General features: G+C 71.7%; 9 protein-coding genes. 2 read left to right on the top strand and 7 right to left on the bottom strand.

All coding sequences use genetic code 11. The features are described from left to right. The first annotated feature begins 76 nt into the window (after positions 1 to 76). Both ACN27A_RS02985 and ACN27A_RS02980 read left to right on the top strand, forming a co-directional pair. Positions 77 to 808, top strand: coding sequence for an ABC transporter ATP-binding protein (locus tag ACN27A_RS02985; protein ID WP_421449616.1), 732 nt, complete (start codon positions 77 to 79; stop codon positions 806 to 808). Then, a complete protein-coding gene (locus tag ACN27A_RS02980) occupies positions 805 to 1,569 on the top strand; it encodes an ABC transporter permease (protein ID WP_421449615.1) in 765 nt (254 codons plus the stop codon). The genes ACN27A_RS02985 and ACN27A_RS02980 overlap by 4 nt, the downstream gene beginning before the upstream one ends. Positions 1,570 to 1,620: 51 nt before the next feature. On the opposite strand, the gene ACN27A_RS02975 is transcribed toward ACN27A_RS02980, so the two are convergent. The 7 genes from ACN27A_RS02975 to ACN27A_RS02945 all read right to left on the bottom strand — a co-directional run bounded on the left by ACN27A_RS02975 (position 1,621) and on the right by ACN27A_RS02945 (position 12,965). Next, positions 1,621 to 2,985, bottom strand: coding sequence for a PQQ-binding-like beta-propeller repeat protein (locus tag ACN27A_RS02975; protein WP_421449614.1), 1,365 nt, complete (start codon positions 2,983 to 2,985; stop codon positions 1,621 to 1,623). Positions 2,986 to 3,113: 128 nt separating this feature from the next. Continuing rightward, positions 3,114 to 4,523 carry an ABC transporter substrate-binding protein gene (locus ACN27A_RS02970; RefSeq protein WP_311414102.1) on the bottom strand — a complete coding sequence of 470 codons (1,410 nt, stop codon included), beginning with the start codon at positions 4,521 to 4,523 and terminating at the stop codon, positions 3,114 to 3,116. Between the two features lie 20 nt (positions 4,524 to 4,543). Continuing rightward, the gene (locus tag ACN27A_RS02965; protein WP_132239145.1) at positions 4,544 to 5,374 is read right to left on the bottom strand and encodes a carbohydrate ABC transporter permease; all 831 of its coding nucleotides are present in this window, start codon (positions 5,372 to 5,374) and stop codon (positions 4,544 to 4,546) included. Continuing rightward, positions 5,371 to 6,336: a carbohydrate ABC transporter permease gene (locus ACN27A_RS02960; protein WP_207914510.1), complete on the bottom strand. Its 966-nt coding sequence runs from the start codon at positions 6,334 to 6,336 to the stop codon at positions 5,371 to 5,373. The genes ACN27A_RS02965 and ACN27A_RS02960 overlap by 4 nt, the downstream gene beginning before the upstream one ends. Positions 6,337 to 6,382: 46 nt before the next feature. After that, complete coding sequence (locus ACN27A_RS02955; RefSeq protein ID WP_421449613.1) at positions 6,383 to 6,895, bottom strand: hypothetical protein; 513 nt, start codon at positions 6,893 to 6,895, stop codon at positions 6,383 to 6,385. Then, on the bottom strand, positions 6,885 to 8,690 hold the full coding sequence (locus ACN27A_RS02950) for a RyR domain-containing protein (RefSeq protein WP_421449612.1): 1,806 nt from the start codon (positions 8,688 to 8,690) through the stop codon (positions 6,885 to 6,887). The genes ACN27A_RS02955 and ACN27A_RS02950 overlap by 11 nt, the downstream gene beginning before the upstream one ends. A 63-nt stretch (positions 8,691 to 8,753) precedes the next feature. Then, positions 8,754 to 12,965 (bottom strand): HEAT repeat domain-containing protein, encoded by a 4,212-nt coding sequence (locus ACN27A_RS02945; RefSeq protein WP_421449611.1) that lies wholly within the window; start codon positions 12,963 to 12,965, stop codon positions 8,754 to 8,756. Positions 12,966 to 13,101 lie beyond the last annotated feature (136 nt).

Below are 13,101 nucleotides of genomic sequence, written 5' to 3'. Positions count from 1 at the left end.
GTGCCGAAAGTCATGGCCGGCGGGGCTGACCTCCGGCACAGGCGGCGGGCGGGTGGCGCCGACCAGCATGGGGAGCATGAGCCAACCCGCCATCGAGGTCGAGAACCTGCACAAACGGTACGGCGACGTCGTCGCCGTCGACGACGTCAGCCTGACGGTGGCCCCCGGTGAGGTGCTGGGCGTCCTGGGCGTCAACGGGGCCGGCAAGACCACGATGATCGAGCTGATCGCCGGCCTGCGGATTCCCGACCGGGGACGCGTCCGGGTGCTCGGGCGGGACCCGCGCCGGGACCGCGCCGCCGTCCGCCAGGTGCTCGGCGTGCAGTTGCAGCAGGCCGAGCTGCACGCCGCCCTGACCGTCAGTGAGCTGCTCGGCCTCTACCGCAGCTTCTACCCCGATCCGCGCCCCGCCGACGAACTGCTCGACCTGGTCGAGCTGCGGGGGCAGGCCGGGACGCGGTTCGAGAAGCTCTCCGGCGGCCAGCAGCAGCGCCTCTCCATAGCCCTCGCCCTGGTCGGCCGACCACGGGTGGTGATCCTCGACGAACTCACCACCGGGCTCGATCCCCGGGCCCGCCGGCGCATCTGGGCGGGCGTGGAGGGGCTGCGCGACGAGACCGTGCTGCTGGTCAGCCACGCGATGGACGAGGTCCAACGGCTCTGCGACCGGGTCGTGCTGCTCGATGCCGGCCGGATCGTCGCCCTGGACACCCCGACCGGGCTGGCCGCCAGGGTCGGCGCCGCGAACCTGGAGGAGGCGTTCGTCCGCCTCACCGGCAAGGAACTCGTCACGGAGGAGGACGCATGAACGAGGTGACCGTACGACGACCCGGGCCGGGCTCGTGGCTGATCCTGATCGGGTGCGAGGCGAAGATGGTCGTCCGGGACACGGCCGGGCTGGTCGTACCCATAGGGCTGCCGCTGTTGATCCTGGTCATGAACGCCGCTGCCGCCGGTGACCAGGAGGTCGCCGGCGGGCGCTCGGCGCTGGACCTGTTCGTCCTTCCGCTGGTATTCACCATCGTCCTCGCCACGATCGGCATCGTGAACATGCCGAGCTTCCTGGCCTACTACCGCCGCAGCGGGGTGCTGCGCCGCCTCGCGGTCACCCCGGCGTCGCCGGCGATGGTGCTCGTCGCCCAGCTGGTGGTGAGCCTGGCGCAGGCGGTGCTGGGGATCGGGCTGGCGTACGCCGTCGCCGTCATCGGCTTCGGCGCCCGTCCGCCGGCCGACATCGGCATGGCGCTCGCCGTGGTCGGGCTCTCGGTGGCCGCGATGTACGGGCTGGGCCTGATCGTCGCCTCGGTGGCGCCCACCCCGAACTCGGCGGTCGCCATCGGCCTGATCGCCTTTTTCGCCCTCGGGGCCGTCGGCGGCCTGTTCGGCGGCACCGCCTCACTGCCGGAACCGGTGGCCCGGGCCGCCTCGTGGCTGCCGTTCGGCGCCACCGTCGAGGCGCTCTCCAGCGCCTGGGCGGGAGCATCGGTCGACGCGTCGAACCTGGCGGGTCTGGCGATCACCGCAGTCGTCGGTGCGACCGTCGCCGCACTCCTGTTCCGCTGGAACTAGTGTGGCGGCGGTGGACACGGCGGGCGGCCGGGACCGGCCCGCCGCGCCGGTTCAGAAGGCGTAGAGGTCCAGTGCGATCCCGTCCGGGCCCCCGGAGTGGCTCACCGCGACCCAGTCGTCCCCGGCGCCGGCGAGCCAACCGGCGTACCGGCCGAGCTGGCGACCGGTCGACACGTCGTAGATGAGCACGACCGGTCGTTCCTCCACCGCGCCGCTGACCGCCACGAGGCGGCCGGTCACGCTCGACCGCCAGCTCGCCGAGGTGCCGGACAGTCCCGGGTCCGGCGCGCTCCACCGGGCCGCGCCGGTGGCCATGTCGAGCAGGGCCAGCTCGCCCTCGTCGGCGGTGCGCCGCACCAGCACGGACCGGTCGTCCCCGTCGATCGGCACGCCGGGGGCGACGCCCTCCCACTGCGTCCTGCCGGTGCGCAGGTCGACCACCTGCGGCCGGCCGGCGTCCGTGACAGCGACGAGCCGGGTGCCGGCCCCGATCAGGGTCAGCCCGCTGCGGTCGTGCGCCAGTCGCTTGGCGCACTCGCCGTCCTCGCGTCGCCCGCTGAAGACCTCGCCGGACCAGCCTCCGGTGCCGGTGGCCGCGTCGACGGTGGCGATGCTGACGGTGCACCGCCGGTCGCCCCGAGGCGGATCGTGGTCGGTGGTCACCAGCAGGTTGCCGGCCACGAAGCCGTGCCAGGCCCGGCTCGGCAGGCGTCCGGCGCCGGCCTTGCCGGTGGTGGGTGAGACGCTCGTGTAGGTACGCCCGTTCAGCCGCACCGACACGTACCGCTGGGTGGGCGCGGCGTACGGCGCGCGGACGCCGAGCGCCTCGTCGCTGACCCGGGCGAACCGGTCGGCGGGCAGTTTCCACAGTTGGCGACCGTCGCGGACGTCCCGGGCGATGACGACACACTTCGCGGACTGTCCGGTGCCGACGCACTCGCGGTCGTACACGACCTGTTGCTGGACGACGACGCCCTGGGTGTTCTCGGCCCGCCAGCGGGTGGCGCCGGTGGCCGCGTCGAGCACCTCCAGCGGCCCTCCGTTGCTGGCGCTGACCACGATCAGGTCGCCGGCGACCGCGTACTGGTAGGCCATCGGGAACGGGCGACGCCAGCGGTCCTGCCCCGTCGAGCGGTCCACCGCCCGCAGTTCCCGCCCGTCCGGCACGACGACGACCCGACCGAGCTGCGTCAACGGCTGGTCGAGCCGGCTGGCCGTCACCGACCAGGTGGGCTCCGGGCCCTCCCCCTCCGTTGCGGTCCCGCCGCCGCGCAGGCTCTCCTGGGTCACCGCGATCCCCGGCGCCGGCCGCTCGGGCGGCTCCGCCCGTGGCGCGGTGCAGGCGGCGAGCCCGACGAGCAGGCCCAGCGCCGCCCCTGCGACGCACGAACGGGGCGGGCGGTGCGACGGTGACAACGGTCTCTCCCTCGATCGGTGGCAGAGCCCACCATAGGATCCGCCCGCACCCCCGACGTGGGGGCGGAACGGAGAAGGGCCAGTCCCGGCGGGACTGGCCCTTCTCGACGATCAGCGCGGTGGGGTGGTCAGCTGACCGACTTGTTGTAGCTGTCGATGGCGCCCTGCACGCTCGCCGCAGCGTCCTTCATGGCCTGCTCGGCCGGCTTGCTGCCGACGATGGCCGCCTCGAGGCCGTCCTCGGATGCCTTGCGGGCCTGCGGCATCACGCCCAGCAGGCAGCCGGCCGACGCGACCGACGGCGGCAGCGCGTGCAGCTGGTCTACTGCGGTGCGGAACTGGGGAAACTTCGCCATCCAGTCCTTGTCGATCTGCTCGTCGAGCGCCTTGGCGTTGATCGGCACGTACCCGGTGCTGGTGTGCCACTTGGCCTGCTCGACCGGGCCGGAGGCGAACTTCACGAACTCCCAGGCGGCCCGCTTCTCCTTGTCGTCGTGGCCGACGCCGTTGATCCACAGCGAGGCGCCACCGATGATCGGTCCGCCCGTGGAGGAGGCGCTCACCTTCGGGTACGGGGCGGTGAGCACGGTGAACTTGCCCTTCGCGGCGTCCACGTAGCCGCGCAGCACGCTTGTGGACTCCAGGTGCATGGCGACCGTGCCCGACTTGAAGGCGGCCTGGGCGTCGTCGGTCTTGCGGCCCGTGTTCGTCGCGTAGCCGCCCTTCACCAGGTCCGTCCACCACTGCGCGACGCGCACGGCCGTCTCCTGGTCGAACTGCACCTTCGTGGCCAGGCCGCTGCGCCCGTTGCCCTTGTCGCAGTACTCCTTGCCGTCGGTGGCGAGCAGCTGCTCCACCAGCCAGCCGTAGATGGCGGCGTTGAAGCCGTACTGGACGGTCTTGCCGCTGGCGTCCTTGACGGTGAGCTTCTTCGCCAGCTCGCCGATCTCGTCGAGGTTCTTCGGCGGCTTCGTCGGGTCGAGCTTTGCCCGCTCGAACGCCTCCTTGTTGAGGTACAGCAGGGGCGTCGAGGAGTTGAACGGCATCGACCAGAGCTTGCCGTCGACCGAGTAGTAGCTGGCGATGTTCGGCTCGATGTCGCCGGCGTTGAAGCCGTCCTTCTCGATGAACTTGTGCATCGGCACGACCTGCTTCGAGTCGACCATGAAGCGGCTGCCGATGTCGTAGATCTGCACCAGGGCCGGCGTGCTCTTCTGCTGCACCGACGCCTTGTACTTCGCGATCGTCTCGTCGTAGCTTCCCTGGAAGACCGCCTTGACCTCGACCTTGCCGCCGCTCTGGGCGTTGAAGTCGGCCACGAGCTGGTCGACGGCGGTGGCGTTGGCCCCCTTCATCGCGTGCCAGAACTCGATCGTGGTCTTGTCCGTGGCCTTCTCCAGCACCTCGGCGCCGGGCGCGTCGAGCGCGCCGCTGCCGCCGTCGGTGCCGGACCCGGAGTCGCCGCAGGCCGTGAGCGCGGCGGCGGCCACGACGGCGACGAACGCCGCCGCGGTCCGGCGGAGCCGAGGTCTTCTCATTGGTTCTCCTTCTCGATGGTTCAACGCAGCGCCCCGGCGGTCAGCCCGCGGACGATGTAGCGCTGGCCGAAGATCACGACGGCCAGCGTGGGAAGCAGCGACAACGCGACGCCGGCGAGGACGAGGCCCGGCTGCGCCGCCTCGGCGTCGTTGAGCTGGGAGATGCCGATCTGCAGCGTCTGGAACTCGGTGTCGCGGATCAGGATCAGCGGCCAGAAGTACTGGTTCCACGCCGAGAGGAAGACGTAGACCCCGACCGCCGCGATGGAGGGCTTGGACAGCGGCACGATGACCCGCCACAGCAGCCGCCAGTGGCCGCACCCGTCGATCACCGCGGCGTCGCGCAGCTCGGTCGGGAACTGCAGGAACGCCTGCCGCAGCAGGAACGTGCCGAACGCCGAGGCGAGGAAGGGCAGCACCAGGCCGAGGTACGTCAGCCCGCCGCGCGTCAGGCCCCAGTCGGAGATCGCCAGGTAGTTGGGGATGATGATCGCTTCCCACGGCACCATGAGGGTGGCGAGGAAGAGACTGAACGTCGCCGCCTTCGCCGGCAGGCGCAGGAACGCGAAGGCGTACGCGGCGAAGATGCTGGTGACGACCTGCGCCACGGTGATGATCCCGGCCTGCACGGCGGAGTTCGCGTAGAAGCGGCCGAGCGGCACCGAGCGGAACACGTCGGTGACGTTCTGCCAGTGCAGCGCGCTCGGCACCAGCGCGGGCGGATAGGTCGCCAGGTCGCCGGGGCCCATCACGGCACCGACGAACCCGTAGTAGACCGGGAACAGCACGGGGATCGCGGCCAGGCCGAGCACGACGTAGACGGCGACCCGGCCGAGGTTGAGCTTTTTCATCGGTAGTGGACCCGCCGTTCGAGGACGCCGAATTGGACGGCCGTGCAGCCGAGCATGATGACCAGCAGCACGACGGCCTGCGCGCTGGCCGCGCCGAAGTCGGAGGAGCCGAAGGCGAACGCCTTCTCGTAGATCGAGTAGACAAGCGTCGTCGTCGCCTGGTCCGGCCCGCCCTTGGTCAGGATGTGGATCTGCCCGAAGCTCTGCAGGGCGTGGATCGTGGACACCACGACGAGGAAGAACAGCTGCGGGGAGAGCAGCGGCACCGTGATCCGCGTCGCCAGCCGCCACCCGGTCGCGCCGTCCAGCCGCGCCGCCTCGACCACCTCGGGCGAGATCGCCGAGACCCCGGCGGAGAGCACGAGGATGTTGTAGCCGAAGTTCATCCACACCGTCGCGGCGCAGACGGCGGGCAACGCGATCGACGGGTCGGTGAGCCAGTTGACCCGGTCGAAGCCGAGGGAGCCGAGCAGGCCGTTCGCCACCCCGATCGCCGGGTTGTAGATGACGGCGAAGATGACCGACGCGGTCGCCACCGAGAACGCGAACGGCAGCGCGAACGCGGTGCGCAGCGCCCGTACGCCCCGGATGCGCGCCTCCAGCAGCAGCACCACGAAGAGCGCGCCCAGCACGGCCGGCACCACCGAGAAGAGCGTGAACAGCGCGGTCGTGGCCAGCACCTTGCCGAACTCGCCGGACAGCATGTCCCGGTAGTGCGCCGCGCCGACGTACTCCGACGCGGCGCCGAAGATGTCGTTGCCGTGCACCGACAGGTACAGCGTCCGCCCGAGCGGCCAGAACACGAACAGGGCGAAGACCCCCACCGAGGGCAGCAGCATCAGCCACGCGAGACCGGACTCGCTGAAGCGTGCGCGCCGCACCTGTCGGGCGGTGGAGGGGGTGGATTCTGAGGTCAGGGAGCGGTCGCCCGGTGGCGCGCCGACGGTGGCAGGGGGAGGCACCGCAGCACCCTACCAACGACATCGAAAAATGCACATCATTCGGGAGTCAGTTCCCGGGAGGCATCCGACGGGCGCCGGCGGGCCAGAGGATCGTGGTCGGGATGCCGAGGAGCCGCGCCCGGTCGACGGTCCGGTCCGTCGACGCCGCGTGGCAGCCGGGTTTCCCGTCCCACACCGCCACCAGTCGCTGCACCCGTCGCACCAGTTCCCGGTTGGCGGCCACGTAGGCGGCGGTGTTCGAACGCTCGTAGCCGGTGTGGACGATCGCCGCCGCCCCGGCAAGCAACTCGTCGAAGGTCGCCCGGTTGCCCGGGCCGATCACGGCGGTCCGGTAGTCGAGGGCCGGGAGGATCACCTCGTACGTGCCACCCAGCTCCAGAACCGCGCGTACGAAGAGCTGATCCGCACCGGCCGCCAGGCAGGTGACGCCGTGTACCGGCCGGTCGCTGATCCGACGCAGCTCGACGCGCAGCGCGTCGGCGACGAGCAGCTCGGTGTCGCGGGTCAGGTTGATGTGCCCGGTCACGCCGACGCGCAGCGGTGCGGGATCAGCCGGCATCCCCCGGTCCTCTCCGCTGCACGGGCACCGCAGGTGCCAGCCGGATCAGTTCGAACCCGCTGTCGGACAGCACGTCCGGCAGCGCCCGGATCTCCGCGCGGTTCTGCTCCTGGACGTCAAGGGGCAGTTCGTCCCAGGGCCGCAGGGCGGGATGCCGCCGCCGGACGTCGTCGCGGGGCTCGCCGTGCGTCCAGCCCTCCCCTCGCCGTTCCCGGCACCACCGTTCGTGCTCGAGGCGGGCCAACTCCTCGATCCGGTCGTCGATGACCTGCCCGGCGGCGGCGTCGCTGGTGCCACCGCGCCGGGGCGCCACGACGCAGCCGAGATTCAACAGCTTCGCGGCGATGTCCTGGACGTGTGCCCGGTTGGCCCGCCGCAGCGACTCGGGCAGTCGCGACCAGTCCACCATCGCCGGCGCGTCGCCGGGGCGTACCCCGGCGCGCTGCTGGGCCAGCAGGTACCGCTCGTGGATCAACCGGGCGAGCCGCTCGGTGAGGTCCTCGGCGATCAGCCGGGCATCGCAGGCGCGGGTCAGCACCGGGTAGAGGCGCAGCTTGCCGTGCACCTCGTCGAGCAGGTCGTGACGGGAGTCGCCGTGAAAGGCGGCGGCGAGCGCCGCCTGCTGGTAGACGGGTACGAAGACGGAACTCTCGGCGCGCTGCCAGAGGGCGGGCGTGTCCAGCACGTACTGCAGGCCGCTGGTCTCGTCCGGCGCGCAGACGTAGATGCGGTCGTAGCGGTCGCCGTCGAGCTGGTCGAGCCCGACGAGGCCGTCGAGGTCCAGGTCGTACGCGGTGAGCCGGCAGGCCGTGGTCAGGAACGGGTAACGCGACGCCGCGACGGCCAGCTCGGCGCCGGCGTCCGGGGCCACGAGGTCCACCCGCAGGGGCGGCGCGACGTGCCCGGGTGGGCAGTCGGCCTGCCGGGCCCGCCAGTGCCGCGCGGTCTCCACCAGCAGGGCCCGGCGGAAGGTGCCGGTGCCGGCGATGAGGATCTTGGTGGGGCGGCCGGTGGCGGGCGGCAACGGATGGTGCCGGTGCAGCGCGCGGGCGGCGATGTCGTCGACGTGGAAGTAGTCCAGCCTCAGCCGGCTGGATCCGGCGGCGCCGAGTCGTCGGGCCTGCAACGACAGGCACATCTCGAAGTCGTGGACCAGCACGTAGACCCGGGGTGGCTGCCGCTTGTCCTTGACGAGCCGGCTCGCGGTGTTGGCGATCGCGTGGTTGCGGTCGTCGTCCTCGCTGCAGGCGTAGATGGTGTGGGCGCGGGGCAGGCCGGCGCCGCGCAGCACCTGAGGGCTGGCCGGGTCGCCCATGACGCCGAGGTACCGGCGTAGCCGGTATTCCAGCGGTCCGAACGGTTCGGAGCGCACCACGACCACGCGTTCGCCGTCGGCGAAGAGCCGGTCGGCGAGCATGTGCGCGAACGGGGAGTCGCCGCAGACCAGGACATGGCCGCGGGCTCGCCGGGCCCGCAAGCGGCGACTCTCGGCGGCCAGCAGCAGCCGGCTGGCCTCGGCCACGGCCAGGAGGGTGAACAGCGGGGCGGCGAACCGGGCGATTTGCAGCTGCCACGGGTACGGCCCGGCGTTCTGGAAGGGTTCGGCGCCGAAGACGAAGAGTTGCAGATCGTAGTAGAGCACGTCGTACGGGTCGTGTGCGGTGTCCGGCCGGGCCTTCAGCAGGCGGTCGAACCCGATGTAGCCGAGGATGAAGGCGGCCAGCCCGATGACTCCGAACACGGCTCGGAGCCACCATTCGACCAGGTGGCGCGAGGTGGCGACCGGGTCTGTCATGACGGTCATGATATTTGACCAGGTCGATCGGAACCGGGCTCGGCGCGCGCCCACCGGGTCCGGTCACGGGAAGTCGTCGGGCCTGGTGTCGGGCAGGGCCGCCAGCAGCTGCCCGGCCAGCCGCCGTACGCTGCCGTCGTCCTCCTGGCGGGCGAGCCGCACGAGCACGGCCCGGGTGTGGGCGTCTCCGGAGTAGTGCCGGGTCAGGCCGAGCAGCGCGGTGCGGCGAATCTCCCAGTCTTCGTCGTCGGCCAGCCGCAGCAGCAGCTCCCGCACCCCCACCCGGTCGGCCAGCGTGGCTCCCAGCTGTTCCACGGCCCGGCGCCGGACCTCGAGGTCGGGATCGTCGCGGACCAGGCCCACGAGCAGTACCCGGACCTCCGGGTCGGCCCCGAAGTGGGCGCCGAGCGCGGCGGCGATACGGGCGCGGATCGCCGGGTCCTGGTCCGCCAGACGGCGTAGGAGCCGCAGGGTCACCGCCATGGATGCCGAGCCCTGCTCGGCCAGGCAGCACACCGCCGCGTCGAACACGGTGGGGTCGGTGTCCGACTCGACGCACTCCAGCAGCACGTCGGTCACCGTGTCCGGGCTCCCGTACGCGCAGAGGGCCTGCACGGCGGCCAGCCGGATGCCGACGTAGCTGTCCCGGCGGGCCCGCCGGCACAGCGTCTCCATCAGGGCGTCGGCCTCGCCGTGACGGGCGAGCGCCTGGGCGGCCGCGCGCAGCACGTTCGGGTCGGGATCCCGGCTGACCTGGTCGGCCAGGCACTTGAGCACCTCGGGGTCGGCCTGTTCGGCGAGGCGGGTCAGGCGAAGGGTGACCCGCAACCGGACGATCGCGTCCCGCTCCTGGGACGCGCGGCTGATCAGCAGGTCGCGGGTGGCCCGGTCGAGTAGCGGCCAACCGGTGAGCAGGTCGACCGCGGCGAGCCGGACGCTCGCGGTGGGGTCGCCGTGCGCCTTCTCCAGCAGCAGTTCCCCGGTGCGGTGGTCCGGGTACGCCTCGGCCAGCGCGCGTACCGCGGCGAGGCGCACCGTCGCGTCCTCGTCGGCGCGAGCCGCGTTGGCCACCACGGCCCACCCGGTGTCGTCGGCGCGGTCCCGGTCGATCAGCGCGGTCACCGCGGCGGCGCGCACGGAGGCTTCCTCGTCCTGCTCGATCTGATCGACCAGCCGGGCCCGGCAGCGCCCCTCCGGGTCGGGCACGAGCGCCAGCCGCTGCACGGCGACCGCGCGGAGCCGCGCGGACGGGTCCGAGCCGGCCAGCTTCAGCAGCAGTTCGGTGTTGTCCGGACTCGGCCACGCCGGCAGCAGCTCGGTCACCACGCAGCGCCGTACCTCGTCCGGGGAGTCGCCGGTCACCCGCTGCAGCGCCCGGGTGCGGGCGGTCTCGGCGTGCTGCGGCAGGGCCAGCAGTCCCTGCAGCGCGCGCTGCACCACGCCGGGGTCGGTGTCGTTGGCCAGCAGCCGCTGCAGTGTCCCGGGGGCGTCCGGCAGGTCGGCGCAGCGCGTGCTGAGCACGGCGGTGGCGGCCCGCCGTACCGCGGTGGCGGGGTCCTCGGCGGCTCTGACCAGCACCTGGCTGTCCTTCTCGGACAGCTCGCCGCGGCCGCCGAGGGACTGCACGGCCAGCGCCCGCACTGCGAGGTCGGGTGAGCGAGCCAGGTCGCGCAGCACGTCGACGTGGTCGTGATCGGTGCCGAAGTGCGCGACCAGAGCCCGTACGGCCGCCTGCCGGACCGTGGTGGAGACCTCGGCCCGCGCCTGGGCGAGCAGGAGGTCCCGGCATCGGCGGCGGCTGGGGCTGGTGGTGCCCAGGCGGCCGGCGGTCTCGGCCAGCCCTGCCACCAGGGTGAGGTGCCCCTGCCGCTCACGGCTCTGCCCGAGTTCCTGGACCAGCAGCTCCTCCAGCCGTTCCTCATTGGTGGAGAGCACCGCGGCGATGCGGGTGGCGAACGCGGAGCCGGAGCGCCAACTGGTGCGCACCCCGCGGCGGCGATACCAGTTCAGGAAGGCCTGCCGGCCGGGCCAGCTCGACCCGAGCGCCCGGATCGAGGACAGCAGCTCCTGCTCGGTGAGCTCCACGAGGTTGGGGTCGTCGGCGGAGATGCCGTGTTCGAGCAGCCGCACGACCTGGCACAGCACCGCGTCGCCCGCGCCGGCCAGCTCGGCGGGCTGCGGCGCCTCCGCCACGCACTGCGCGGCCAGCACCAGGTTCCACGGCGGGCCCGTCAGGTTCAGCGGCGGCCAGGGCTGGTTGACCCCGGTGGCGAGCAGGACGACCAGATCGTTGGCGGTCGGGGCGGGTAGGGCGCTGGCGACGAGCCGGAGCACCTCACGCCAGGACGGGTCGGCCCAGTGCTCGCGGAACAGCGCGCGCAGCCGGTCGACATCCCAGGCGTCCCGATCGCGCTTGAACCTGTCCACGATCTCCTCGGCGCAGAAGAACTCCAGGAACGTGCGGTGCACGAACCCGAACAGCCGCAGTCCGTACCGTTCCAGGATGAAGCTTCGCTGGCGCAATTTGTCGATCATCGAGTAGGCCATGGCGAGTGCCCGCTCGTTCTCGAAACCGTAGAACGCGACGAGGTCGTCCCGGAAGATGCGCGCCATTTCGTCGGGTTCAATGTAGTTTCCGGCCGGGCCGGACTCCCGGAACTGCATCCAATACGCCAGGTGGCGCACCAAACGGCGTTTCGCCTGCAGGTCCAGCAGCGGCACGTCGCCGTGGCTCTCACGCAGCTGTTTGGTGACGTCCCATTCGGAGATCAGGACGTCGGTGACGTGTGCGTAGAGCCGGTGCCGGTTGCGGGGCAGCGGGTGGCCCCGGCCGACGATCGCCATGAGCATCAGCAGCAGCGGGTTGCCGGCGATCTCGTGCATGGCCCGGGACCTGCGCACGACGTCGAGGATCTGTCCACGCTGCCGGTCCGCCTCGGCCGCCGGTGTGGGCATCACGTAGCGGTACCAGTTGCCGAGGAATCGGGCGATCCGCTCGTCGTCGAGATCCTCCAGGGTGAAGTGGTCGAAGCCGGCGTTGGCGAAGGTGTGCCGCAGGTATCCGGCCGCCCGCGAGGTGACCATCGTGCGCACCCCCGGGTACTCGCTGGCGAAGGTGGCGATCTGTGCGGCCACCTCCTCGCGCTGCGCGGGGTCGAACACCTCGTCCAGGCCGTCGAACAGGAAGAGCGCCTGGCCGCCCTGACGCAGGTACGCCTCCAGCACGCTCTGTTCGATCCCGGCCAGGCCCTGCTGGTGGCGGTGGCCCATGTAGTCCAGCAGGCCGTCGCATCGCCCGTCGCCGCAGTGCGCGGCGTAGGAGCGCAGCTCGATCAGGACGGGGAGGTGGCGGTCCAGCGCCGCGAGCCGGGGCTCGGTGCACACCCCGGCCAGCGCCAGCGCCAGGTACTGCGCGGCCGCCGACTTGCCGGAGCCGGGGTCGCCGAGCAGCACGATAGCTCGCCGGCCCGGGTCGCTCACCACGTCGAACAGGGCCAGCGCGTCCTTGGCCGCGTACTCCTCCCAGAGCCGCTCCACCTCCTCCGGGTCGACCACCCCGGGCAGCCCGCCATCGTCGTCGGCCGTGGAGCTGGCCCAGCGCCACCAGGCCAGCGGCATCTCGGGCCGGGTGTCCTCGTGCACGCGGGGCTCGACGAACATCTTCGGTAGGCCGAGCGTCAGATATCCGATTGTGGGTTGCGGGGAGACCGCGTCCAGCGGGACGGCCTGGTACCTCAGGGCCAACTGCTTGTGGTATTGGCTGCGCACGGATTCCGGCAGGGGGGTGTCCGGGTCGGCGAGCTCGCGGGCCGGCGACCGGCCGCTGCGCACCTCGGCCAGCGCCATGGTCACCTTGGCGGAGAGGTCGTCCACCCCGGAGAAGAAGGCACAGAGGTGGCGCTCCTTGAGCTCCCGGCGCAACGCGACGATCTGCTGCCAGTCGGCGTCCCGGTCGATCATGTCGACCGGCCAGGGTGTCTCCTCGTCGAGCAGGAAGATCAGGCAGGGCTTCCCAGCGGTGAGCGCCTCCCGGTACTCCAGTTCGGTGATGGAGGACTCCTGGCCGGGCGGGCGGAACCCGTAGCGCCAGGCGAACAGGCCCACGTAGAGGTCGCACCGGCGCACGTCGGTCAGGCAGCGTTCCAACGGCGGCCGCACGTCGGCCCCGTACGCCTCCATGGCCACGTCCTCGATCTCCAGACGACGTGCCACGACGTGCACGGCAGCACGATATTCCAGCAGGTCTTTTTGGGTGGCCGAAATGTAGACCTTCATCAACGGCAAACTCCAGGGGGTGGCTGGCGACCGCACCAATGAAAATATCAGTTGCCTTCACACCCCTATGCCCCGCGACCACTGCCCACGCGTGGGAATCCCGTCAGCGGTCGGCCTATGATGACCGCAGGACGGA

The organism is Micromonospora sp. WMMD737 (genome assembly GCF_049179055.1).
In the GTDB taxonomy this organism is placed as follows: domain Bacteria; phylum Actinomycetota; class Actinomycetes; order Mycobacteriales; family Micromonosporaceae; genus Micromonospora; species Micromonospora reichwaldensis.
The sequence above is the reverse complement of the archived record's forward strand: the minus strand, read 5'-3'. Positions and strand labels throughout refer to the sequence as shown.

What these genes read in the sequence shown, in the direction of transcription:
- ACN27A_RS02985 (WP_421449616.1), top strand. Translation starts at nt 77, where the DNA reads ATGAGCCAACCCGCCATCGAGGTCGAGAACCTGCACAAACGGTACGGC.
- ACN27A_RS02980 (WP_421449615.1), top strand. Translation starts at nt 805, where the DNA reads ATGAACGAGGTGACCGTACGACGACCCGGGCCGGGCTCGTGGCTGATC.
- ACN27A_RS02970 (WP_311414102.1), bottom strand. Translation starts at nt 4,523, where the DNA reads ATGAGAAGACCTCGGCTCCGCCGGACCGCGGCGGCGTTCGTCGCCGTC.
- ACN27A_RS02945 (WP_421449611.1), bottom strand. Translation starts at nt 12,965, where the DNA reads ATGAAGGTCTACATTTCGGCCACCCAAAAAGACCTGCTGGAATATCGT.
- ACN27A_RS02955 (WP_421449613.1), bottom strand. Translation starts at nt 6,895, where the DNA reads ATGCCGGCTGATCCCGCACCGCTGCGCGTCGGCGTGACCGGGCACATC.
- ACN27A_RS02950 (WP_421449612.1), bottom strand. Translation starts at nt 8,690, where the DNA reads ATGACAGACCCGGTCGCCACCTCGCGCCACCTGGTCGAATGGTGGCTC.
- ACN27A_RS02965 (WP_132239145.1), bottom strand. Translation starts at nt 5,374, where the DNA reads ATGAAAAAGCTCAACCTCGGCCGGGTCGCCGTCTACGTCGTGCTCGGC.